Genomic DNA, 23,142 nt, shown 5'->3' with positions numbered 1-23,142 from the left:
CTCAAAGACTGGGTAGAGGGTATAGGGGATAGGGGATAGGGTGTAAGAACTCCTGCTGACGTCACACCTTTAACCCTGGACCCTCTATCACATGGGGGCAAGCCATGCGACGGGATCCTGAGGCCCGCCCCGATACCGAACTTCGAAATAGAGTTGTGATCCGTTCGCCGATCCCGTGTGACCCACCACTGCGATGCGCTGTCCCTTCGTCACCCGATCGCCGACCTTGACGAGGATCTCCGCAGCGTGCGCATAGACAGTATAATACCCATCGCTGTGGTCGATGACGATCATGCGGCCATATCCCCTGAACCAATCGGCGTATACGACAACGCCGTCGAAGACCGACACGATCCGTTGTCCCTCCGGCGCCGTGATCTCGATACCGCGGTTGAAGGTGACCGTCCTGTATCGTGCGTGCTCCTGACGGCCGAACGTCGAGGCAAGCGCGCCGGACGTCGGCCAGGGCAGACGACCCTTAAGCGATGCAAACGGCCCATTCGACTCGTCAGGCGGCCCGGGTGTCTGCGACGGCACGCGAAGCGGTGTCCGCCCGACCTGCGGCCGCTTCTGTCGCTGCAAGCGGGCGATGAGACGCTGAAGCTCGCCGGCTGCCGATTCCAGTTCCCGCACCGCTGCCAGATGACCTTGCTTCTCTTCTTGTACCTTGACCAACAATACGCGTCTGGCCTGCTGCTCACGCAGGATCTCTTGCCGTTTTTTCGCGACGGCCTGTTGACCCATCGTCAGCTCAGTCCGCGAACGTTCCAGTTCGGCTTGCTGACGCCCCAGCGTGTCGAGGGTCGCCGTATAGTTCGCCGCCATACGCTGGTCCTGATTCGCGATGGTTGCGAGGTATCGGATACGGCGTTCGGCACCCGATATATCCTCTGAGGATAGGAGGGCCTGAATATACCCGTGCTGTCCCTGCTTATAGATGGCGCGAACCCGTTTCCGGAACAGGTCCTGAATATAGTCGAGGTGAGCCCTCGTCAATCTGATGTCGCGCTCCGTCGTTTGTAGCCGTTCCGTACTCGCCTTCAGCTTCGTCTGGAGCGCCTTCAGCTCCCTTCCTTTCTGCTGAAGCTCCCGATCGATTCGGTCCAACTCATCGGACAGTGTCCGCTCTTTCCGCGCGACCTGCTGCGCGCGCTTACGCTCATGGTCCAGCTCTTTTTGCACCCGGCTCAGTTCTTCGCGCTTCTCCCGGAGGCGTGACGAGGGCTTGGACTTCGTGCCGGCCGCCAGACTACACGGAGGACCGACAAGCAGTGCGGCAACAACAGCGATCACCCGCAGGATACGAGGCGAACGAGCCATGGCTCTGTTCCAGTCGCTGCCCACTACATCTTCAGGAAGCGGCTGACGGCCATTGAGCTGCCGAGCGCGCCGGTCAGCGCACCACCACCGACCAACCCGATCATCATCGACGACTCCAAAAATCCCGGACCCGCCGCTCGCAAGAAGAGCGGAGAGGCGATATGAAAGGTCGGCGTGACGTATCGGTAGGCCGCAAACAGGATACCCAGCGCAAGTCCGGCGCCGAGGCCGCCCTGAAGCATCCCCTCCACCAGGAAGGGGGCGCGAACGAACGCCTTGGTGGCGCCGACAAGGCGCATGATCTCGATCTCCTGCGCGCGCGCGTAGACGGCAAGTCGAATGGTATTCGATACGATCATTGCCGACCCGAGCGTCAGCACCGCACCGATAATGGTGCCGAGCAGCTTGATGAGTTGCGCAGCCTGTGACATACGCTCGACCCACTCCTGCCCGTACTGAATCTCCTCCACGCCCTCGAGGCGGCCCAGATATGCGCTCAATCCTTTGAGGGCCTCCGGGCTTTGATACCCCTCATGAATCTTCAGTTGGAAGGACGCAGGCAGCGGATTATCCCCCAGACCCTCGAGGAGACTTTCCTGCCCTTTCAGCTCTCGACGGAAGTTTACGAGCGCCTCTTCCTTCGTCGTAAACGTAAAGGCCTTCACGGCCGCCTCGTTCTCGATCCTTCGCTTCAATATGTCCATCTGCAGAGGCGTAATCTGGTCGTCGAGAAAAACAGAGACCTGAAATTGTTCCTGCCACTGTGCAACCAGTGCGTTGACATGCTGGATCAACAGGACAAAAATGCCGATGATAACAAACGATACCGCGATGCTGGTGATCGACGCCAAGCCGCCCCACCCGGCCCGAACCAGGTTCGTGAGGGCATACGTCAACAGATATTTCAGCTTCTCACTCATCCGTTCGACATCCTATCCCAGACCATTACGTTGAATCGGATCCGTCGGCCGATTGACCTGCGGCCATTCCCCAACAATCCTGCCTTGTGTGAGGAACACCGTTCGGCAGCCCGCCTCCTCTGCCAGCGCGAGATTGTGGGTGGCTACCAGAACCGTCGTCCCCTGCGCATTGATCTCAAAGAGGAGTCGCAGGACGTCCGCAGTCAACTCGGCGTCCAGATTCCCCGTCGGCTCGTCGGCCAGAAGAATCAGCGGGTCGTTCATCAGTGCTCTGGCCATGGCCACCCGCTGCTGCTCGCCACTCGACAGCCTGTATGGCATCATCTGGGCCTTGTGAGACAGCCCCACCAGCTTCAGCAGTTGCGCAACCTTACTCCGGGCGTGCAGCGTTGTCATACCGACCACCTTGGCAACCAGGGTAAGGTTCTCCTCGACAGTTCGATCGCGAAGGAGTTTGAAATCCTGAAAGACGACCCCCAGGGTCCGCCTCAGTTCCGGAATACCCCTCGGTTTCATGCGGACAATATTGCGGCCGTTGACGAGGATCTGGCCGGAGGTGGGAGGCTCGTCGCAAAAGATCAAGCGGAGTAGCGTGCTTTTTCCGGCGCCATTCGGACCGGCCAGGAAGACCATCTCCCCTTTGTGAATATGCAGATCGATGTCGACCAGGGCCTCCAGATCTTTTCCAAACGTTTTGTACACATGGAACATCTGGATCATGGCGAAACGGCCCCAGACAACCTCCTTGCGTCTTCTGCCCCGCCGGCCCGCCGCCGAACCATACACGCGGGGCGCTTCTCACATCTCCTCGCGGATTCACGTTAACTCGTTTTTGTGGCAAATGCAATCACAAATCTCGGTCCTTTGACGGTCATTGCGAGCGACCACCGGGAGCGCGGCAATCTCAGCGTTTTTGAAGCCGTGAAGAACGGTGAGATTGCTTCGGTCGTTATGCTCCCTCGCAATGACCGATACGGGAGACTGTCGGAACAATACCGCGGGGGACTTTCACATCGACACGTTCAGCCGGTGGGTGATCCTGCAGCTCGCTGCTGTTTCGCAAGATCGCGGAGGGTCTGGAGATTTCGCCGATCCGCCGTGAGGAAATCGCCCTCCTTCGGGGTTTCGATAATCATCGGGATTCCGTGTAGACGGGGATCGGTGATCAGGGAACGGAATGCCTCGAGGCCGATCGCACCCTCTCCAATGTGTTCGTGGCGGTCCACACGGCACCCCAACCCCTTCTTCGAGTCGTTCACGTGAATGACCTTGAGCGATGAGAGACCGACGATCCGGTCGAACAGATTCAACGTATCGTGGTATTGGTGCGGCGTCCGGATATCATAACCGGCTGCAAACAGATGACAGGTATCCAGACAGACACCGGTCCGCTCCGGCAGACCGATCTGGTCGAGCAGTGCGGCGATCTGCTCGAAACGATACCCCAAGGTCGTGCCTTGACCGGCGGTAGTCTCGAGTACTACCCGTACCCGATAGCCCTCCGTCCGATTCAGCAGTTCCCGAACACTATCTACTGCCTGCCGTATGCCTGCCGCTTCGCCGGCCCCGATGTGGGCCCCCGGGTGAATGACCAGGTATGGGATGTCCAGCGCTTCAGCGCGCTCCAACTCTTCCAGGCAGGCCGTAATCGACTTCTGATGTAACGCAGAATCGGTGGAGGCCAGATTGATCAGGTATGCCGCGTGGGCGACGGCCGGCGCAATGGCAGCGGTCTGAAGGTTCGTACGAAATCGGTCGATTTCTTCAGGAGGTAAGGATCTCGCCCGCCACTGGTTACTGTTTTTTGTAAAGAGCTGGATCGTCCGACAGCCGACCTGCCGGCCTCTCAGGGGCGCCAGATCGACCCCTCCCGCGATCGACATATGCGCGCCGAGGATCAGGTCGTCGGGCTGGATACGCGGTCGCTGCTGTGGTGTCATCTATTCGGAGAGTCTGACTGCGGCGACGCGATGAGACCGCAGCGAGCAGGGTCAATGGAGGCGGAACCGTTCAGCCAGGAGTCTCCGGAAGCGGGGCTGATAGATCAGATCGAAGGCCAGCTCCTTCCCGGGAAAGAGGCGAAGCGCCAACTCCCTTGTTGCGACGACCATCTGCGAGGCCTCCTCCAACGACAGTGTCGTCTGGCTGATCGTACTCATAGTAAGGTTGATTACCAGCCGAAGCTGTCGCAGCTTTCTCTCCTCTTCCTTAAGCTCTTCCGGGGTCGGCATGACTGCTCCTGCATCGTTATCCTCCTGTTATCATAGCAAAGGGCGCGACCGATTCCAAGGATCGTGACGAACAGTACATTATCACCCACCTGCCGCCGCAGTTTGGGGTTGACGGCGTCATTGCGGCCGTCTTACCATGCGGCTGCTGACCGAACAAGCATACGGAAACGAAAGGAGGACGGATCGATGGAGATTCGGATCGAGCATCACCCTTCCCCGGACCGACTTGCCGCGCTTACGGTGCAGAGTTGGCCGACCTGGAGCAAAGAGGTCTCGATCTTCCCCTGGAGCTACGACAGCACCGAGACCTGCTACTTCCTGGAAGGGGATGTCATTGTGACACCAGATGGCGGAGAGCCGGTGCGGGTCGGCAAAGGCGATCTGGTCGCGTTCCCGGCTGGGATGACCTGCACCTGGGACATCCGCCGCCCCGTCCACAAGCATTATCGATTCGACTGAACCCGCCCGCGAGAGGGGACCGGCATGGCGCGCATCCTGGCGGTCGGTACTGCCACGCTCGACTACATCTTCACGCTTGCGCACTATCCTGATGAGGATGCCGAACTTCGCGCGAAGGGATTGCGCGTCAGCCCTGGCGGCAATGCCGCCAACACCCTGGTTGTCCTGAGTCAATTGGGTCATACGTGCGCTTTTGGGGGGGTGTTGGCGGATGGCCCGGAGGCCGCTCTAATTCTTGAGCGCCTGGTGCGCCATCGCATCAACCTGACCGCCTGCCGCTCTGTTCGAGGCCGACCGCCGATCTCCTGTGTTCTGCTGAGTGTCGAAGGCGGCTCGCGGACCATCGTGCACTATCGAGACCTGCCGGAGTATAGCGATGATGACTTCCGTCGGATTGATCGCGCGCCGTTTGACTGGGTCCATTTTGAGGCCCGCGACGGGCCGGAAACGGTTCGTATGGTCCGCAAAACCCGCGAGAACAGTCCGAACCTCCCGTGCTCGGTCGAGGTGGAGAAGCCGCGTCCCGGGATCGACGCGGTCTTCTCGGACGCAAACGTACTGATCTTTTCGCGCGCGTATGCCGCCCATTGCGGGTTCGATACACCCCATCCCTTCCTGCTGGCAATGCGGGAGCAGGCGCCGCAGGCTGACCTGGTCCTGCCATGGGGCAAGGAGGGCGCCTATGGTCTTGATCGGCGAGGAGCGATTCACCACGGTCCTGCGTCTCCTCCGATCGAGGTCAAAGATACGCTGGGCGCGGGGGATACCTTCAACGCGGGGCTGATCGATGCCTGTCTCAAAGGCCTTGGTATGGATGACGTGCTCTTACGCGCCTGCCGTCTGGCCGGCAACAAATGCGGCCAGATTGGTCTGGAGGGGTTGGTGGAAAAGGGGCGTCAGACGTCAGGCGGGACGCTGTGTTGACGGGCCGTCCGCGGGTGCTGGTCGCCTGGAGCAGCGGGAAGGACTCGGCCTGGGCACTTCAGGTCTTACGGCAGGCGGGTGAGGTGGCGGTCGTCGGCCTGCTCACCACCTTTAATGAGGCGTTCGACCGCGTGGCCATGCACGCCGTCCGGCGCGAGCTGGTCGAGGCGCAGGCGAGGGCTGCGGGCCTGCCGCTCATCGATGTATCGCTCCCATGGCCCTGCTCGAATACGGCCTACGAGGAGGCGATGGGCCGGGCTTTGGCCGAGGTCCGTGCAAGCCTTAACATTACGCATGTCGCCTTCGGCGACCTGTTCCTCGAGGATGTCCGGCAATATCGTGAGAGTCGGATGCAGGGTACCGGGATCACACCACTGTTTCCGCTGTGGGGGATACCGACGACTGCGCTCGCCCGCACCATGATTGCGTCAGGCCTCAAGGCCAGAATCACGTGCGTCGATCCGAACAAGCTGTCCCCCTCGTATGCGGGATGCCTGTTCGACGGCAATCTGTTGGATGAATTGTCCGACGGAGTCGATCCCTGCGGCGAACGGGGGGAGTTTCACACCTTTGCCTGCGCGGGGCCGATGTTTGCCCATCCGATCCCGGTGAGTATTGGGGAGGTTGTCACCCGCGACGGCTTCGTCTTCGCCGACCTGTTGCCAGGAACCGACGGCGACGGGACGAGCGGACGATAGTCCGCTCACTGCGTGTCTGACCGTATGGTCCGTTCTGAGGACTTGACATTGACCTGTCCCATCGCGGTACGGTAAAAGGTAAGGCATGGAGCTGTGTCGGTATCTGTTCGGACGATTTAGGGAAGCCGGGGTGCGGCATGTCTTCGGGCTGCCGGGTGATTTTTTCCTGCCGTTCTTCCGAGCCCTGGAAGAGGAGCCGGGGATCGAGCCGGTGATCCTTACCCATGAACCGTCCGTGGGGTACGCGGCGGACGCCTATGCGCGTGTCCAGGGGCTGGGCGTGGCGGCAGTCACCTGGGGCGCCGGCGCCCTCAATATGGTGAACGCTACCGCGCAGGCCTACGCCGAACGATCGCCGGTCCTTGTGCTGTCCGGCGCGCCTGAGATCGCCCATCGCGATCCCGATGCCCTCCTGCATCATCGGGTCAAGACCTTTGACAGCCAGCTTCGGGTCTACCGCGAGGTGACGGGTGCAACGGCGGCCCTCGATGACCCGGCTCATGCCATCGCCGAAGTGGATCGCGTGATCGACAGTGTGCTTCGGACCAAGCGTCCCGGCTATATCGAGATCCCGCGGGACATGATACGGGCGGACGTGCCCGTGCCTGTCAGACGTGAGCCGGAAGTCCGACCAAGAGATGAACGCGCCGCCAATGAGGCGCTGGCCGAGGTGATCGCTCGCCTGCGCGTCGCGGAGTTGCCGGCCATCTATGCGGGCGCTGAGATCCGTCGCTTTCGGCTCCACGACAAACTGGTGGCGCTCGCCGAAAAGTATGGACTGCCGGTGGCCACCTCCCTGGACGGCAAGGCGGTCTTTCCGGAGCGGCATCCTCTCTTTGCGGGGAACTACCTTGGCGAAATCGGGTCGCCCCGGGCCCGCAAGGTGCTGGAGACGGCCGACTGCGTTCTGATGCTTGGCGCCTTGATGACCGATGTGAATACCGGCATGTATACGGCCCGCTTTGATCGGCGTAAGGTCATCTCGGCCGTCCATGAGGGCGTGACCGTGAGCTACCACCGGTTCTCGGATGTCAGCCTGGAGGAGTTGATGGACGCGCTCCTTGCCCTGCCGGAGCCGCCGAAGCGTATGGAGTCGATTCCGCCGCCCATGACGCCTCAGCCCGCCACGTCTGAAACGCTCACGCCGGATGCTATTATTGCCGTACTCAATCGGGTCGCGGCCGGCCGACCGGTCCTGTACGCCGCCGATGTGGGCGATGCGCTCTTTGCCAGCGTGGAGTTGGAGACGGATATGTTTCTGGGACCGGGCTACTATTCCAGCATGGGCTTCGCAGTACCGGCGGCCATCGGTGCGGGATTGGCCGAACCGGGGCGGCGGCCCGTTGCCTTGGTGGGCGATGGCGCGTTCCTGATGACCGGCCTGGACCTGGTGACATGCGTGCGCCTGGGGCTGCACGCCGTTGTGATCCTCTTTAATAATCGGAGTCATGGGATGCTGGCCGCGATGGATGGACCGGCCCGATCCTACGAGTTGCCGGCTCCCGATTACGTGCAACTGGCCGAGAGTTTGGGGGCCCGCGCCTTCCGTGTCCGCACGTCGGAGGAACTCGATCGGGCTCTGACGGAGGCGTTCGAGGATGTTGGGGCTACCATCCTGATCGAGACGATTATCCCGACCGGGACCTACTCGGCCCCGATGCAGCGCCTGGGCGTCGTCGTTCATCGCTCGAGGGGCAGATAAGTGGTGGTTGAATACGGGCAGGATATCGACAAGAACCGCCTCAACGTAAAGGAGAAGCGATGCTGGTAAAACGGTACATGCAGACCAAGCTGGTGACCGTCGGCTCCGATGAACGGGCCAATGCGGCGCTGTACATGATGAAGAAAAAGGGGATTCGACATCTTCTGGTCACCGACAACAGCAAGCTGCTGGGGATCGTCACCGATCGGGACTTTCGTCTGGCGCGTCCGTCCCCTGCCACGAGTCTGTCTATCTACGAGGTTCACTACCTGCTTGAAAAATTGAAGGTAAAGGAGATCATGACCAAGAAGGTGGTGACGGTGACGCCGGAGACGCCCATCGCCGACGCGGCGCGACTGCTCCTCAACAGGAGGATCGGGGCGCTCCCGGTTGTGAAAGAGTCGAAATTAGTCGGTATTATCACCGAAACCGATATTATCCGGGCCCTGATAGACCTCGAGGAAGCTCGGGACTCGTGATCAGAGTACGACAGTTCCACATTTAATCGGCTTGTGGGACGCGTTACGCGGAGCTATATTGTGAATAGGAGCGTAGTTACGCGAAGTGTGGGGGGGTAGAGGACGTTATGCCGGCCACGATGACCCTTGCAGAGGTCTTGACCCAACTGACCAAAGAAGGGGAACTGTACGACAGGCTCCCCAACCAGCGGGTGCGGTGTTATGCCTGCGGTCACCGATGCCTGATCCCGGAGGGACGGCAAGGCGTCTGTCGGGTCCGGTACAACAAGGGGGGTGTCCTGCAGGTTCCCAGCGGCTACGTCGGGGCGTTGCAGATCGACCCGGTCGAGAAGAAGCCGTTCTTCCATGCCCTTCCGGGATCGCTGGCCCTGAGCTTCGGAATGCTCGGATGCGACTTTCATTGCGGTTACTGCCAGAATTGGATCACGTCGCAGGCGTTGCGCGATCCGGAGGCGGTGAGTCCTCCCGAGCTGGTGACGGCTGACGGCCTGGTCGGCATGGCCGAGCGGTACTGTGCGCCGATCGTTGCGAGTACCTACAATGAGCCTTTGATCACCAGCGAGTGGGCCGTCGAGATCTTCCGCGCAGCCAAAGCGCGCGGCCTGAAAACCGCCTACATCAGCAACGGTAACGGCACGCCCGAGGTGCTCGATTATCTGAAGCCCTGGGTGGACCTGTACAAGGTGGATCTGAAGGGGTTCAACGAGGCCAACTACCGAAAGCTGGGTGGGGTGCTGGAAAACGTCCTGGACACGATTAAGCTGCTTGTGGAAAAGCGGTTCTGGGTCGAGATCGTGACGCTCGTTGTGCCGGGATTCAACGATTCCGATAAGGAGCTGACTCAGATCGCCGAGTTTCTGGCGTCCGTCTCCGTCGATGTGCCCTGGCATGTTACGGCCTTTCACCAGGATTACAAGATGTTGGACCACGCCAACACCACAGCCGTCACCCTGTTTCGTGCGGCTGGGGTCGGAAAAAAGGCCGGTCTGCGTTATGTCTATGCCGGCAACCTGCCTGGTCGCGTCGGTCATCACGAAAACACCTACTGTCCCGCCTGTTGCGCCTTGCTGGTCCGGCGGCACGGCTACACTATTCTTAAGAACGCCCTCCAGGAGGGCGCCTGCCCGACCTGTCGGACCCCCATCCCCGGCGTCTGGAATTAGCCCAAAAACCTGTTAAGCATCTTGCTGTAAGGGGACACTCATGGTACATTTACACGTATCGTAGGAGGTAACACTAATGGGCAAAGTGCCGGATATCATTCCGATCACTGACCTGCGGCAGGACGCGGCGAGTGTGCTCAAGCGAGTAAAGGGCGCGAAGGAGCCGGTCATCATTACTCAACGCGGTCGGGCGGCTGCGGTGATGATGAGCACAGACGCCTACGAGAAGGCGGAGCGCGACCGGCAGCTCCTTCTCCTCCTTGCACGCGGGGACAAGGAGATCGCCTCCGGGAAGGGGTACGATCTGGACAGCGTAATGGCGGAGGCCGATCGGCTATTGGCAGAAGATTGACCGGTGAAAATCCTCTTCACCCCATCCGCCCTGGCTCAGTTCCTTTCTGCTCTCGCCGATATCCGCCGCGACAAACCTGAGGCCGCATTACGGTTCCGACGACGCGTGGAGACCGCCTTGAAAAGACTGGTCCAATTCCCGGAATCAGGCCGGGTAATTCCCGAGTTCCCCGAACTTCCTCAACGTGAAGTAGTGGTTGCGCCGTACCGCTTTTTCTATCGCGTCAAGGGAAAGGCTGTCTGGATCGTTGGCGTCTGGCATGGCGCACAACTTCCGACTGTTCCCGAGAATGTGGAAGGCGTCTAACCGATGACACAGAACAAGAAAACCAGAAATATGCGCCTGGTCATTCGTACGCTGAAGGCCGGGTGGCATGATAAGGATGAGGTGATGCTTCACGCGGCGTTCCAGTTATTGGTGGACTTCATGGAGCAAGAGCAGCCCGACAAGTACATCGACTGGAGCCACGACGACAATCATCGACGGGCGTGGAAGGAGATACGTGCCCTCTATCGATGGTGGACGACGACACGCCCAAGCCGACGCAGTCCGCTGGATGACAAGAAGATTGCCGTCCCACCGCTGCGGTTTGAGAAGATCGCCGGGACGACGCTCAGCGAGTTGGTGACGCCGGATAAGAAGAAGTATGCAGCCTATTATCGGGCGCTCAAACAGCATGCGCGATTAGAACAGAAGTGGCGCGAGGAGGATCAGCGCAATCTCCACCGCCTTGTCGAAATTCGAGAGTTCTTGTGGACCTGAACGAAGGTGTAGCTGGCTGGTGTTGCAAGTCAGAAGTACGGCGTAGAAGTAGATAGTCCATTGTCCTGGATTCCGGCTCGCGCCCGCTATACAGGCTTGGCCGGAATGACGTCGTAATGTATGTAACGAGTTTCAGAAACAGGTCACTAGTGTAGTGTCCCAGACATACCCCTACAATCCGTTCGTGGTGAGCCCTTCGATAACGCAGCCGTGCGTCCTGAGCGTGTCGAAGGAGACGGCTGCGTTGCTCAGGACAGGCTTGTCGAACCCATGAACGGAACCTATTGCAATACTGCACCCTTCGACAGGCTCAGGGTGAACGGGATATGTAAAGAAGCGCTGGATACACTACACTAGGCGAAAACCACAGTAACTGACCCACCAGTTCATCCCCGCAATATCCTTCTCTGGTTTTGAAACCCTACAATCGCTTTGCAAGGGGCGTGGAGTAACGTACAATTATTCCATTGACCGATCCCATTCTCTTTCATCCGAACGCGGAGGCGTAAGATTTTCACGAAGTTCGCCCGGATTCGACCATACCTACAGCGGCAGCAGCGGTTCGTCATTATCGGCCTTGCGGCGCTGCTGGTGACCGATGTGGGCGGGCTGGCCATCCCGTGGCTGACCAAGGATGCCCTGGATACCTATCTGGCCGGTCCGGAACGGACGGCGGTGCTCTGGAAGTATCCCGCCCTGATCGTGCTGGCCGCCGGCGTGCAGGTCGTGTTTCGCTACTACTGGCGGACTCATCTGTTCGGGTTCTCGCGGCACATCGAGTGGGATTTCAGAAACGCGATCGTCGCCCACCTGCAACGCCTGCCGCTCAGCTACTTCACCCACACCAAGACGGGCGACCTGATGTCACGGCTGACCAACGACATGGTCTCCTTCCGCGAGATGTTGGGGATGGGGGTCATGGCTGTTATCGACGCCGCCTTCGTGATTGTTACCAGCCTGGCGCTGATGGTGGTGATCGATCCGTGGCTGACGCTGTGGAGCCTGCTGCCGCTGCCCAGCATTACGATTCTCGTGCTGCTCATCGGCAACCGCATCTTCGACCGGTATCGAGACGTCCAGCGGCACCTCAGCACCCTCAGCACGTTTGTTCAGGAGAACCTGGCCGGTATCCGGGTGGTCCAGGCCTATGTACAGGAGGAAAACCAGCAGCGGCATTTCGACGGGTTAAGCCGGGAGTATCAGGATAAGAACCTCGATCTGGTCAAACGCTGGGGGTATGTGTCGCCGGTGATGACCGTCCTGTCCGGCCTGGCCGCGACGATCGTCTTATGGCTTGGGGGGCGACAGGTCGCTATGGGTACGATGTCACTCGGGGAACTGGTCGGCTTCTACGGCTATCTCGGCATGCTCACCTGGCCTATGCTGGCGGTCGGCTACGTGATCAATCTCTATCAGCGCGGCTCGGCGGCGCTGGCCCGCCTCCTGGAGATCCTGGATACGCCGGTGGCGGCAGGGTACCAGACGCCGGGGACCGCCGTAGTCACGACGGTGCGCGGCGAGATCGAGTTCCGCAACCTCTCCTTTCGCTATGGCCCCGAGGCGCCGTGTACGCTGCAAGACATTACACTGCGAATCCCGGCCGGCACCTGGTGCGGGGTCGTGGGGGAGACCGGCGCCGGTAAGAGTACGCTGGTGAGCCTGTTGCCTCGCCTGTATGAGTCGCCGCCGGGAACCATTTTTATCGACGGGATCGAACTGCGTGAGTTCCCCTTGCAGACCCTGAAGCAGGCCATCGGCTATGTCTCTCAGGATATCTTTCTGTTTTCGGAGACGATTCGGGACAACATCCTGTTCGGCAACGGGGGCGCCACCTCGGAGGATCTGGAGACGGCGGCCGATCTCGCCCAACTGACGTCCAGCATCCAGCAGTTTACGCAGCAGTTCGATACGGTACTCGGTGAGCGGGGGGTCAGGCTGTCCGGTGGACAGAAACAGCGGACCGCCCTGGCGCGCGCCATCATCAAGAATCCGCCCATCCTGATTCTCGACGATGCCTTCTCCAGTGTGGATGTTGAGACCGAGGAGCGGATCCTTGAGCAATTGAAAGGGTTCATGCGCGGCCGGACCGCCGTCCTGATCTCACATCGGATCTCGACCGTGATGGAGGCCGATCAGATCGTTTACCTGAAGGATGGTCGGATTGTCGAACGTGGCAGCCACGAAGAGCTGCTCACCCTGCGCGGCCACTACTACCGTCTGTATCGTCGACAGCTTCTGACCCGGGAGCTGGACGCCATGGGCGACAATGGGGGGGGCATGTTATGAGGGAGCCGCAGGGCCACCAGGAAGAGGAACTGCTGGGAAAGGCCTACGATGTCCGGCTGATACGGCAGTTGCTCAGGTATGTCGCGCCGTATCGGTGGTGGCTTATAGCCTCCCTGGTGCTGCTGTTCCTGACGACGGGGATGCAACTGCTCGGGCCGTATATCACCAAGGTCGCCATCGATACCCATATCGCGGCCCGCGATCTGCACGGTCTCAATCTCGCGGTGCTGGCCTATCTGATCACGGTCGTCGTCGGCTTTCTGTCCCAATACGCCCAGAGCTATACGATGCAGTATACCGGCCAGCGGGCCATGCACGATCTGAGAACTCGTCTCTTCACCCACCTGCAACGGCAGGATCTCGCCTTCTTCGACAAGAATCCGGTCGGCCGGCTGATGACCAGGGTCATCAACGATATAGAGACCCTGAACGAGATGTTCGGATCGGGGGTGATTGCGCTGCTTGGCGACCTGTTGACGCTGGTGGGCGTGGCGGCAGCGATGTTCGCGATGGATTGGCGCCTGGCGTTGATCTCGTTCGTCACGTTTCCGTTCATGCTGCGGGCGACAGCCGCCTATCGCACGCGGGCGCGCGACAACTATCGCGACAGTCGGCGGATTCTGGCCCGGATGAATGCCTACCTGCAGGAAAGCATCTCCGGAATGGCGACGGTCCAGGCCTTCGGCCAAGAGGCGCGTCACTTCAAGAAGTTCCAAGGGATTAACACCCAGCATCGGGACGCGCTGCTGAAGAGCATCCAGTACAACGCGGTCTTCTTTCCGTCGATCGAGCTGTTCAGCGCCATCTCGGTGGGTCTGGTACTGTGGGCGGGCGGCGCCATGATCCTCGACGATCGGGTCCTTCCCGGTGTCGTCGTCGCCTTTGTTCAGTATGTCCACCGCCTGTTTACGCCGATCCGGGATCTGGCGGAGAAGTACAACATCCTGCAGGCCGGGATGGCCTCCAGCGAACGGGTGTTCAAGCTGCTTGATGTGCAGGAATCGCTGGTGGAACCTGCCGTGCCCACCCATCCCGTTCGCGTGCGCGGCGAGATCGAGTTCAGGGATGCCTGGCTTTCCTATACGGCCGGCGAGCCGGTCCTCAAGGAGATCTCGTTTCGGGTGGACCCCGGTGAAAAGGTCGCGCTGGTGGGCGCAACGGGCGCCGGCAAGACCTCGATCATCTCGGCCCTCTGTCGCTTCTACGATGTCGAGCGCGGCAGCATCCGGATCGATGGGATTGATGTGCGGGAATGGGACAAGCGGACGTTACGTCGGCAGATCGGGCTGGTGCTGCAAGACGTTTTTCTCTTTTCCGGCGATATCGCCCACAATATCAACCTTGGCGATCCTGTTGTCTCCGAAGGGCGGGTTACCGAGGCGGCACAGCGCGTTCACGCCCACGGTTTCATCGAACGGTTGCCTGGGGGCTTCCACGCCGTTGTGGAGGAGCGCGGCTCGACGCTGTCTCAAGGCGAACGCCAGCTCCTCTCCTTTGCCAGGGCCCTGGCATTCGATCGACCGATCCTGATCCTGGATGAGGCGACCAGTTCGGTGGACACGGCGACAGAGCTGTTGATTCGGGACGCTCTGAAAACGCTGCTGCTCGGCCGGACCGCCCTGATTATCGCGCACCGGCTCTCGACCATCCGGTTTGTTGATCGGATCATCGTCCTGCACAAGGGGCGGATTCGGGAGGAGGGAACCCACCAGGAACTCCTGGCCCATGGTGGGATCTATAGCCGGCTCTACGAGATGCAGTACCAGCCGCTGGCCTAGCGCCGTGCCGTGAAACATCGCATCTCTTCGTTTTCGGTCGTCGGGCATCCTCAATGTACAACTGCGTACACCTCCGGTGCCCTCCTCCCTCGGGCCTCGATCTGCTCGCTTCACGGCACGGCGCGAGTAGACATGAGAAAAAGATTGACCGCAATTTGGCGGGAACAAAAAAGCATCCTCTCCCCCAAGTGGGGGAGAGGACGAAGGTGAGGGGGGGATTGGTACCGTTCTTATGGTTTCTTCTCCGAGACCAGGATGACCTCGTGGATCTCAAAGCCGTTGGGACCGGGGCACATCTCCTTCGGCGCCATGTTGGCATGGACCTGTTTGAACTCTTCGCTCTGGGTCCAGGCCTCGAAGTCCTCTCGGCTTTCCCAATGGGTCATGAGGATATAATAGTCGCCTACGATAGGCCGTAGGATTTCATTGCGGATGAAACCGGGCCTACTCTCGACAACCTTCAGGCGGTCGTCGAACCGCTTCTCAAACGCGCCTTCATACCCTTTTGTCACGGGCACCCTGTTCGCGACGACAATCATGATTCCCTCCAATGCTCGGCTGCGCTACGATCGTCGTAGCGGGCACGCAGAACGGTTCATGTTGTATTGAATTACGTAATCACCATCATAACTATGTGAATCCGGGTTGTCAACGTATGGTCCTGCCTGCATTTATTTCTTGACCAATCGGACGCTTTCTGCTTGACTGACAAGCAATTCGTGGCGACCGACCGGGCGCCAGAACGGCGCGGCGCGCAGCGCCGCTCATATGACAGCATGTAGGAGGTCACAGATGTCGACAGAAGACAACAAGCAACTGGTGCGTCGCCTCTATGCCGAGGGGTTCAAATTCTCGGCGATGGATGAGTTTTTCTCTCCGAACTTTGTGTATCACGATCCGCCGCCGATCCCCGGGCTTCAGCCGGGACTCGAGGCGATCAAGCAGACATTCAGGACCTTTGCGTCTGCGGCGCCGGAGGGTAACCCCGTCATCCACGAACTGATCGCCGAGGGGGACTTTGTAGTGGTCCGGATGACCGCGGCGGGACTGCATACCGGCGAGCTTTTTGGAGTCCCACCGACCGGAAAGCGGTTGGAGATGACCGGTATCGTGATCTACCGATTCGAGAATGGTAAGATTGTAGAGCGATGGGCACAGCATGACTTTCTTGGACTCATGCACCAGCTAGGCTTGATAGGTTCGAGTGGGCACGAGTCTTCACCCCGGCCTGACCAGCAGAAGTTCAGCGCGGCTGCGTAGAGGCGTACATGACCATACCATCACAGAGTTCGGAACTCCAGGGGTGGGCCCTGATCCTGGGGGCCTCCAGCGGTTTCGGTGAGGCCGCCTGCCTTGCGTTGGCCGACGCAGGGATGGACATCGTCGGCGTACATCTGGACCGCAAGGCCACCATGCCGAATGTCGAACGGATCGTCACCGGGATTCAACAGAAGGGGCGGGGGGCGATCTTCTTCAACGTCAATGCCTCCGATCCGGAGAAGCGGCGCGAGGTGCTGGATCAGATCGAGAAGATCCTGGCCGATCGCGGCGAGCCCTCCTCGGTGAAGGTCATCCTGCACTCCCTCGCCTTCGGGACCCTGAAGCCGTTCCTCGCGTCGTCGCCGAAGGGCGCCATTACACAGGCGCAGATGGATATGACCCTGGATGTGATGGCGCATAGCCTCGTCTATTGGGTTCAGGATCTGGTGATGCGACAGTTAATGATTCGCGGCGGTCGAGTCTACGCCATGACCAGTTCGGGGGGGACGCGGGTCTGGTCCGGCTATGGGGCTGTATCGGCGGCCAAGGCGGCCCTGGAGTCGCACATCCGGCAGCTCGCGATGGAGTTGGCCCCTCTGGGGATTACGGCGAACACTATCCGAGCCGGGGTCACCGACACGCCAGCGCTTCGGAAGATTCCGGGAAATGATGAGATTATTCGGACGGCGCAGGGACTCAACCCTTCCGGACGCCTCACCACGCCGGAAGATGTTGCGGCGGCGCTCGTCGTCTTGAGCCGCCCGGAGACCTACTGGATAACAGGGAACGTTATCGGGGTGGATGGGGGCGAGGATATTGTGGGATTCTGCATCTCACCTTTTGCGGCGGCAGGCACAGAGAAGTCACCGACCGCCTGATGAGGCCCGCGTCGGCTGCGATCTGCACAGCAAAGATTGTCAACGGCGGCCCGGTCGGTCAGGTGCCGCGAGAACGACTCGGTTGTCCCTCTTAGTTAATGGGGCTCTGGGCGACGCCGGTAATATCCCGCAGCGGCTTGTGCTTCGTAAGCATCGGCTTGATATAGGGCTGTTTCGGGTCGGTCTCACAGACGTGCTGTTCCTGGACTTCCCTCATTGGTCTCCCCCTTCCCAAAGTTGTTTTAGGCAGTGACGATTGCCGACGCGCATTGCATACGTGCCCCCTCCGCAGGCATAAAGATAACGGCACTCATAGCAGGCATCCGGGAGGACCGGCTGCCGATATCGCTGGAAGCCATCTCGCCAGATCTCCTTGAGGGTCTGCTCCTTGATGTTCCCTTCCGAATAGGCGACATCATGAAGCACCGCAGAGCCGATCACATCGCCCGTCGGCATAATGGCAAAGTGACTCAGCCCATCGCCGGAACTGAACGGTCTTGGTCGCACTTGAAGGGCCCACGGCCCCACGTAACCGACCTCTTCACTCAGATACACGGGGAATCGTGCGCATCGATCACGGATGAACCGCAGGACCGATCGAATCTGGTCGTCGGTGAGGCAGAAGCGATCCTGCCCCTTGGCTCTTCCTGACGGGAGCGCCAGGGCGATCCGCCAGCGCGTTGCAGCCGAATGCATGATCCGGTCGCCAAGTTCCTCGAGTTCGTCAAGATTGTCGGGGTGCAGCATTGTATTCACCACTCGGCCGCCGACACCTATCTGCTGAAACAGCTCAAGTGCTCGGAACGTCTGCTTGTACGCCCCAGGGTAGTGCCGGAACCGATCATTGGTCTCCTCCAGGCCATCGACGCTGGTCATAACACAATCCAGGTGGGCCCGCGCCAGCCGGTCCCGATGCCGCTCCACCAGACTGCCGTTCGTACACAACATCACGTTAAAACCATGTTGATTAACCAATTCGAGAATCTCAAACAGATCGGGCCTGACGAGCGGTTCACCGCCAGAGATGATCAGGGTCTTGACCCCCATCTCCTTTATCTCTCGAATCAGTCGGGCGATGGTCTCGAATGGAAGTCCCCACTCGGCTTTGGGGTCGGAGGTCGATTCGCAATGGTAGCAGCCAAAGTTACAGGTGTAGGTGATGAGGAGCGTAACCGAGGATGGGGGGGCAGGGAACCCCAAGTTGCGTCGGACCTGTTTCTCGAAACGCTTGATGCTGACGTAATGGTCCAGGTACCAGCGGCTGAGACCGGGTGTGACGCGACATCCTATTTCGATGAGATGTCCGATCATGGCTTCAGGCGACCACCACCAAGGCTTGCTGGGGGACGGCCTTGGCGGTAGCTGCAGGGTACGAATAGAAGTCCACGTATGGACACGGCCCTTCTTCCGACTCATCCAAGGGGGCGCCGTTAAGCGTTACCCAAGTCGCCCCAACCGCCGACAGAGCTCCACTATAGGCTCCTGGGCAAATGCACAAAAGACCGCAAACAAAAAGTCTGACTCTCCACTAGGAAGAATGACGTCTTCGATGAGATCAGATGTCTCGTCACATATGCGAATGGCGTGATGAGGGATGCCGGATTCCAACGCCGCCGTCTTCAGGATGGAAGAGATCGCTCCCGGAGCTTTCCCGTACCGGTATCGTGGTAGTGGTTCCCGAATGATGACCTCGTCGCACACAGTGGCGACAATCCCGACAAGATCACGGATGTAAGATGTTGACTGCATCCCGATGGCTGTGATGACCCCGACAATGCGTCCCACAGGAAAAGGCTGGCAGGCTCGTATTCGGGCAAGGGCCTGGGCGTCTCGCTGATAACTGTCCCTGTTGCTCCCTCCCAGGAGGAGCACTCTTCCCCGTGAACCCTCGAACAGATTGAAGTGCCCGGGATTATCGTCAGGGACCGCCCCGAAAGACAAGAGACTCTTGAGAAGCGACTCCCGTGAGACGGGCAGGAAGCGATCCAAAGCCTCCACGCAAGCGACGGCTGCCAGCAGGTTGTAGGCGTTGTATGAAGCAAAGCCCTTGCCAAGCAGGGGTGCGTCCGGGACCTCGGCAACAGTGGAGGAGAATCCGGCACATGCTTTCACCACCGTTCCATGGTCGGAGCATTGATAAAGAGGCGCCTCGATGTCGGCATTGCCCCGCGTAAGTCCTCCAGTGAGGCTGACATAGACCACCGCAACACCTTGCGGAGGACGCAACGCGGCCAGAAGGGGATCATCGGCATTCAGAATCACAGTCCCTCCCGGACGGATAGTGGACGCCAACCTCCATTTCAGCGCCAACATCTCCTCCAGGGTTTCGATCCCCAACTCGCCCAGGTGCCCATCGGTAATATTGGTGAAGATGGCGACGTCACAGCCGGAGAATCCGAACCCATACCGCTGTATCCCGCCATGGGCGGTCTCCAGCACGAGAAGATCGCGCCCTCCGGCTCGGCAGGCCCTGATGGGGCCGTCTGCACCTGAGAATGGCCCCCTCAGAACACAGCGACCGTTGACATAAACGCCTCCGCTGCAGGCCGTCCCCACCTGATAACCGGCATCCGCAAATATTCTGGAGATCAGGCGGGCAGTCGTGGTCTTCCCTTTGGTGCCGGTGATCGTGATAAGGCGCCCGTGGTATCCCTTCAGTCTCCAGCGGGACCAGATCGTGAGGGCGCGCCAACCTAAATCATGGAAGGAGTCCTGCAGCTTCTGTAGCTTGTGCGGCGATCGGAGAAACGCGCGCAGGCGCCTTCCCAGTGCAACTATTGTCACATCCACCCGGCTTCGCCTTGCAGGCGCCCAGGGGTCAGGCGGTTCAGTGAAGAGACAAGGGGCTACTGCGCCAGATCAGGACTTGCCTGAGCGGTCACATCCCGAAGCCACCCTATACGCCTGAGGATAGGCCGATGGTAGGGGGCCTTGCCTTCCTCGACCTCACCGTTAACAAGCCGACGAAGCTCTTCTGTCTCTCTCATTTCTCACTCCTGGACAATGGGTTATCGGGCTGCCTCGTAAGCGACACATACCCGAAAAAGATATCCTTGCTGGAGGATTCTGTCAACCCATATCAGCATGCAGTTCAAGCATTAAAGGCTACCGTGTGAAGTCAACGGCAATGTTTGGGTTAAGTCGTCCGGAGACCTACTGGACGACAGGGAATGTTATCGGGGTGGATGGGGGCGAAGATATTGTGGGGTTCTCCATCACTTCCAATGCAAGGGAGAGAACGGAACGGTCGACTCCCGCTTGGTCATCCACGGCTTACTCGACTGCCACCAACTCCGCGCCGCCCGCCAGCGGCCCGCCTCAGTGTCAATCAGCAGGAACTTGACAAACCGCTCCAGTATCTGCGGGACCGCCTTGTCACGCACGAGCAGTCTGTCCGTTGGCATCAGAAGCCGGACCTGAGCCGGCGGTCGCAAACGGTCCAAGACGAGTGTCGGGACCGGCGCATCCAGAAGCGCTTGAACGCAGCTCAGCGCGTAGTAGGCGGCCTGGCGGCACTGATGGCGGTGGGCCATCCGAAAAAAACGATCCCAGTCGGTGTGATTGCCGTCGCGTCTGAGGGTGAGAAACAGATCGCACAGGAGGATCAACCCATCAAACACATGATGAAACGCAAAGTGAACGCAGAGGTACAGTAAGAGAATCTCGCCACTGAGGACCGGTACGATTCGCCCGCCGACGTGAATCCGATCGACGCATTCCCACACGAGTGTCTCATGCAGAAGCGATGGCGGCCCCCAAGAGGCCATCAGGGTATCCCAATGGAGGTCTACCGTCAGCGTTCGTGGACCCTGCCGATCGAATTCTATCTCTCCGAACAGTTCGCGCTTCTCGGATTCGAGATGTGGGTATCTCGGTAGAAATCCGACCGCCGTCAGCGCGGCTTTCGCCGCCTCGTACGTGTCTTGTGTGATCAGGATATCGATGTCGTTATAGGGCCGCAGCCCTTCGACCGGATAGTATGTCTTCGAGAGCGCCTCGCCCTTGAGCAGGATGAACGGGATATCATGGGCCTCGAAAAGTATTGCCAACTCCTCCAGCGCCTGCACATGGTACAGGTCATTAGCGACCGCTTCGCGGCGCTGTGCGTCCCATTCCGAACGTACCCAATCGGGTACCCCGGCAAATCGGGTACGACGGAGACCGTACGCGAGGAGCGGCCCGACCCGGTGATGACGGACCAGTCGCTGAAGTGAGTACCAGTCAAAAGGGGGCAACGTCGGTGCGGTGACTATCGGCTCGTCATGAAGCGAGGCTCGGAGCATGTTCAGAAGAGTCTCTCGCTCCGGCGAACGGATCATTCCAGAAGCCGATCGACCAGGCGTGGGAGGTCTAAGACGTCGCGACCAAAATGAAGACGATAGCAGGTGGTCGTCTCGACAAGATGCGCAAGCAGTTCAAAATGACGTGCCGCGATCGTTCGGTCAAAGCAGAGCAGGCTATGCGGCAGGAGCATCTGGAGTGCCTGCACTCGCGACAGCGCCTCAACGCTGCTTGTCGATTTTTGAGTGATTTTCGGAAACAGGATAACACTGGGTCTCACGGCGTCGGCTGTAGAGCCGGGATACAGGGCCTCGGCGCAAAACCGCTTCTTTCGGAAGCCTGACTCGAGAGCTGTTGCCGCTTTGCTGAGTTCGGGAAAGAAGGCAACGGACTGATCGGTGACGTCGATCATCTCGGGAAAAGGAAGAAGTTCGATACCGCTTCCGTTCTCCCGTAGAAACGGTTTGTCGTCTGAGAGGCAGCGATACCCTGCCCGCATGAGGGAGACGCAACTCGTGCTCTTCCCGCTCCCGCTTACCCCGGGGATCAGCACACCGCGCCCGTTCCGCTCCAGAGCTGCCGCGTGTACGACATGGAGTCCGCGTCGGGCCAATAGCTGCGCGAACGGGAAGAAGAAAAATATGCTGGGGAGCAACGCCTGGTGCAGATCCAGCGGCTCAATCAGGGATCCATCCAGCCGTCCGCCGGATGTATCGAGCCATAACCGGCCCCGCCGATGGTAATCCAGCAGCAGACCGCCATCCCTGGCGTAGACGTCCCAGTCAATGCCCAGTCGACCGGCAAGATCGAAGGCATTCTCCCATGAGGTAGAGAAGAGCAGCGACTCGTCTCTTTCGACTGATCCGTTTGGAGAGTACTCCGGGATCTTTTTGCCCCTGGCGTAGGTAAACTGCAGCGGCTGATTGCCAGTAACGGACGCCTGAGCAAACTGACGCAGCAAATCGCCAATCCCGGCGGCGAGCAATGGAATATCGGTGTCTACTCGGATACCGACGCCGTATAGGTCAAATGTTTGCCTCATCAAACTGTTCTCACCCCACAAATGCCGCTACCGACAACCGGACCAACACGGCTATTGATTCAGACCGGCGACGCTGTCGGTCCTATCGTGTACGCTAACCCAAATCTGATTGGTTTTGCGCCGCAATATCCCGCAGCGGCTTGTGCTTCGTCAGCGTTGGTTCCACGCATGGCGCTTTCATGTCAGATGGAACGCTCTTCATCGGATTGTTCCTTGCCGTGCGCGCATACCATGCCAAAGACTGTATCATGTCGGGAAGTAGCCACCTACCTATTGCCTTACCCGCGAGTAGTCGAGAGATCTCCGGCCGTAATGTCCCGCAGCGGCTTGTGCTTCGTCAAGGCTGGCTTCGTGTAGGGCGTCTTCTGGCTTTCTATGGCGATATCTTTTTTCATGCAGTTCCTCCTCCGTCCCAGAGTCGTTTCAGGCAATGCCGGCTCCCCACGCGCACGCCGAATGTCCCGCCTCCACAGGCATGGAGATCGCCGATGATCAGGATTGTGACTCCCATTGCCTTCATCTCCCGAATCAGCCGGGCGATACTCTCAAATGAAAGCCCCCCACTCAGCCTGAGGATGGATGGCGCGGCATCCCGCTTCGACAAGTT

25 protein-coding genes and 1 pseudogene are annotated in these 23,142 nt (G+C 59.6%); 15 read left to right on the top strand and 11 right to left on the bottom strand.

Annotated features, from left to right (window positions below; translation table 11 throughout):
- Positions 1 to 87: 87 nt before the first annotated feature.
- From C3F12_01545 to C3F12_01525, 5 genes are all read right to left on the bottom strand, one after another.
- Positions 88 to 1,320 (bottom strand): hypothetical protein, encoded by a 1,233-nt coding sequence (locus C3F12_01545; GenBank protein PWB48475.1) that lies wholly within the window; start codon positions 1,318 to 1,320, stop codon positions 88 to 90.
- Between the two features lie 23 nt (positions 1,321 to 1,343).
- On the bottom strand, positions 1,344 to 2,240 hold the full coding sequence (locus C3F12_01540) for a hypothetical protein (GenBank protein ID PWB48474.1): 897 nt from the start codon (positions 2,238 to 2,240) through the stop codon (positions 1,344 to 1,346).
- Between the two features lie 12 nt (positions 2,241 to 2,252).
- Positions 2,253 to 2,960, bottom strand: coding sequence for a cell division ATP-binding protein FtsE (ftsE, locus tag C3F12_01535; GenBank protein ID PWB48473.1), 708 nt, complete (start codon positions 2,958 to 2,960; stop codon positions 2,253 to 2,255).
- A 302-nt stretch (positions 2,961 to 3,262) separates the two neighbouring features.
- Entirely contained in the window at positions 3,263 to 4,180 is a 918-nt protein-coding gene (locus C3F12_01530) for a deoxyribonuclease IV (GenBank protein PWB48472.1), read from the bottom strand.
- Between the two features lie 51 nt (positions 4,181 to 4,231).
- Entirely contained in the window at positions 4,232 to 4,471 is a 240-nt protein-coding gene (locus C3F12_01525) for a hypothetical protein (GenBank protein PWB48471.1), read from the bottom strand.
- Between the two features lie 186 nt (positions 4,472 to 4,657).
- On the opposite strand from C3F12_01525, the gene C3F12_01520 reads away from it, so the two are divergent.
- From C3F12_01520 to C3F12_01470, 11 genes are all read left to right on the top strand, one after another.
- On the top strand, positions 4,658 to 4,930 hold the full coding sequence (locus tag C3F12_01520) for a cupin (protein PWB48470.1): 273 nt from the start codon (positions 4,658 to 4,660) through the stop codon (positions 4,928 to 4,930).
- Between the two features lie 24 nt (positions 4,931 to 4,954).
- A complete protein-coding gene (locus C3F12_01515) occupies positions 4,955 to 5,854 on the top strand; it encodes a ketohexokinase (protein ID PWB48469.1) in 900 nt (299 codons plus the stop codon).
- A complete protein-coding gene (locus C3F12_01510; GenBank protein PWB48468.1) occupies positions 5,785 to 6,552 on the top strand; it encodes an ATP-binding protein in 768 nt (255 codons plus the stop codon). The genes C3F12_01515 and C3F12_01510 overlap by 70 nt, the downstream gene beginning before the upstream one ends.
- An 85-nt stretch (positions 6,553 to 6,637) precedes the next feature.
- Positions 6,638 to 8,254, top strand: coding sequence for a thiamine pyrophosphate-binding protein (locus C3F12_01505; protein ID PWB48467.1), 1,617 nt, complete (start codon positions 6,638 to 6,640; stop codon positions 8,252 to 8,254).
- A gap of 59 nt (positions 8,255 to 8,313) precedes the next feature.
- Positions 8,314 to 8,733, top strand: a complete 420-nt coding sequence (locus C3F12_01500) for a hypothetical protein (GenBank protein PWB48466.1) — start codon at positions 8,314 to 8,316, stop codon at positions 8,731 to 8,733.
- A gap of 107 nt (positions 8,734 to 8,840) precedes the next feature.
- Positions 8,841 to 9,896, top strand: a complete 1,056-nt coding sequence (gene amrS, locus C3F12_01495; GenBank protein PWB48465.1) for an AmmeMemoRadiSam system radical SAM enzyme — start codon at positions 8,841 to 8,843, stop codon at positions 9,894 to 9,896.
- Positions 9,897 to 9,972: 76 nt separating this feature from the next.
- Positions 9,973 to 10,248 (top strand): prevent-host-death family protein, encoded by a 276-nt coding sequence (locus C3F12_01490; protein PWB48464.1) that lies wholly within the window; start codon positions 9,973 to 9,975, stop codon positions 10,246 to 10,248.
- A gap of 3 nt (positions 10,249 to 10,251) precedes the next feature.
- Positions 10,252 to 10,554, top strand: a complete 303-nt coding sequence (locus C3F12_01485; protein PWB48463.1) for a type II toxin-antitoxin system RelE/ParE family toxin — start codon at positions 10,252 to 10,254, stop codon at positions 10,552 to 10,554.
- 3 nt (positions 10,555 to 10,557) lie between these two features.
- Positions 10,558 to 11,010 carry a hypothetical protein gene (locus C3F12_01480; protein ID PWB48462.1) on the top strand — a complete coding sequence of 151 codons (453 nt, stop codon included), beginning with the start codon at positions 10,558 to 10,560 and terminating at the stop codon, positions 11,008 to 11,010.
- A gap of 591 nt (positions 11,011 to 11,601) precedes the next feature.
- On the top strand, positions 11,602 to 13,296 hold the full coding sequence (locus tag C3F12_01475) for an ABC transporter ATP-binding protein (GenBank protein ID PWB48461.1): 1,695 nt from the start codon (positions 11,602 to 11,604) through the stop codon (positions 13,294 to 13,296).
- Positions 13,293 to 15,074: an antibiotic ABC transporter ATP-binding protein gene (locus C3F12_01470; protein ID PWB48460.1), complete on the top strand. Its 1,782-nt coding sequence runs from the start codon at positions 13,293 to 13,295 to the stop codon at positions 15,072 to 15,074. The genes C3F12_01475 and C3F12_01470 overlap by 4 nt, the downstream gene beginning before the upstream one ends.
- 230 nt (positions 15,075 to 15,304) lie before the next feature.
- Here the strand turns inward: C3F12_01470 and C3F12_01465 are convergent, their stop codons facing one another.
- A complete protein-coding gene (locus C3F12_01465; GenBank protein PWB48459.1) occupies positions 15,305 to 15,613 on the bottom strand; it encodes an antibiotic biosynthesis monooxygenase in 309 nt (102 codons plus the stop codon).
- 253 nt (positions 15,614 to 15,866) lie between these two features.
- Between C3F12_01465 and C3F12_01460 the strand changes: the two genes are divergently transcribed.
- Together C3F12_01460 and C3F12_01455 are read left to right on the top strand one after the other, a co-directional pair.
- A complete protein-coding gene (locus C3F12_01460; protein ID PWB48458.1) occupies positions 15,867 to 16,334 on the top strand; it encodes an ester cyclase in 468 nt (155 codons plus the stop codon).
- Between the two features lie 8 nt (positions 16,335 to 16,342).
- The gene (locus tag C3F12_01455; GenBank protein ID PWB48457.1) at positions 16,343 to 17,212 is read left to right on the top strand and encodes a 3-oxoacyl-ACP reductase; all 870 of its coding nucleotides are present in this window, start codon (positions 16,343 to 16,345) and stop codon (positions 17,210 to 17,212) included.
- A 213-nt stretch (positions 17,213 to 17,425) separates the two neighbouring features.
- On the opposite strand, the gene C3F12_01450 is transcribed toward C3F12_01455, so the two are convergent.
- Together C3F12_01450 and C3F12_01445 are read right to left on the bottom strand one after the other, a co-directional pair.
- Complete coding sequence (locus tag C3F12_01450) at positions 17,426 to 18,628, bottom strand: hypothetical protein (protein ID PWB48456.1); 1,203 nt, start codon at positions 18,626 to 18,628, stop codon at positions 17,426 to 17,428.
- Between the two features lie 21 nt (positions 18,629 to 18,649).
- Complete coding sequence (locus tag C3F12_01445) at positions 18,650 to 20,002, bottom strand: hypothetical protein (GenBank protein ID PWB48455.1); 1,353 nt, start codon at positions 20,000 to 20,002, stop codon at positions 18,650 to 18,652.
- A 128-nt stretch (positions 20,003 to 20,130) separates the two neighbouring features.
- On the opposite strand from C3F12_01445, the gene C3F12_01440 reads away from it, so the two are divergent.
- On the top strand, positions 20,131 to 20,328 hold the full coding sequence (locus tag C3F12_01440; GenBank protein ID PWB48454.1) for a hypothetical protein: 198 nt from the start codon (positions 20,131 to 20,133) through the stop codon (positions 20,326 to 20,328).
- Between the two features lie 2 nt (positions 20,329 to 20,330).
- Positions 20,331 to 20,432: pseudogene (locus C3F12_01435) on the top strand (3-oxoacyl-ACP reductase).
- Here the strand turns inward: C3F12_01435 and C3F12_01430 are convergent.
- The 3 genes from C3F12_01430 to C3F12_01420 all read right to left on the bottom strand — a co-directional run bounded on the left by C3F12_01430 (position 20,428) and on the right by C3F12_01420 (position 23,139).
- Positions 20,428 to 21,531 carry a hypothetical protein gene (locus C3F12_01430; GenBank protein PWB48453.1) on the bottom strand — a complete coding sequence of 368 codons (1,104 nt, stop codon included), beginning with the start codon at positions 21,529 to 21,531 and terminating at the stop codon, positions 20,428 to 20,430. The pseudogene C3F12_01435 and the gene C3F12_01430 sit on opposite strands and share 5 nt — an antisense overlap.
- Positions 21,528 to 22,535, bottom strand: a complete 1,008-nt coding sequence (locus C3F12_01425) for a hypothetical protein (GenBank protein ID PWB48452.1) — start codon at positions 22,533 to 22,535, stop codon at positions 21,528 to 21,530. The genes C3F12_01430 and C3F12_01425 overlap by 4 nt, the downstream gene beginning before the upstream one ends.
- A gap of 391 nt (positions 22,536 to 22,926) precedes the next feature.
- Complete coding sequence (locus tag C3F12_01420; GenBank protein PWB48451.1) at positions 22,927 to 23,139, bottom strand: hypothetical protein; 213 nt, start codon at positions 23,137 to 23,139, stop codon at positions 22,927 to 22,929.
- Positions 23,140 to 23,142 lie beyond the last annotated feature (3 nt).

The organism is Candidatus Methylomirabilota bacterium, from assembly GCA_003104975.1.
GTDB lineage: Bacteria > Methylomirabilota > Methylomirabilia > Methylomirabilales > Methylomirabilaceae > Methylomirabilis.
Note: the sequence above shows the minus strand (reverse complement) of the source record. Positions and strands in the feature narration are given on the sequence as shown.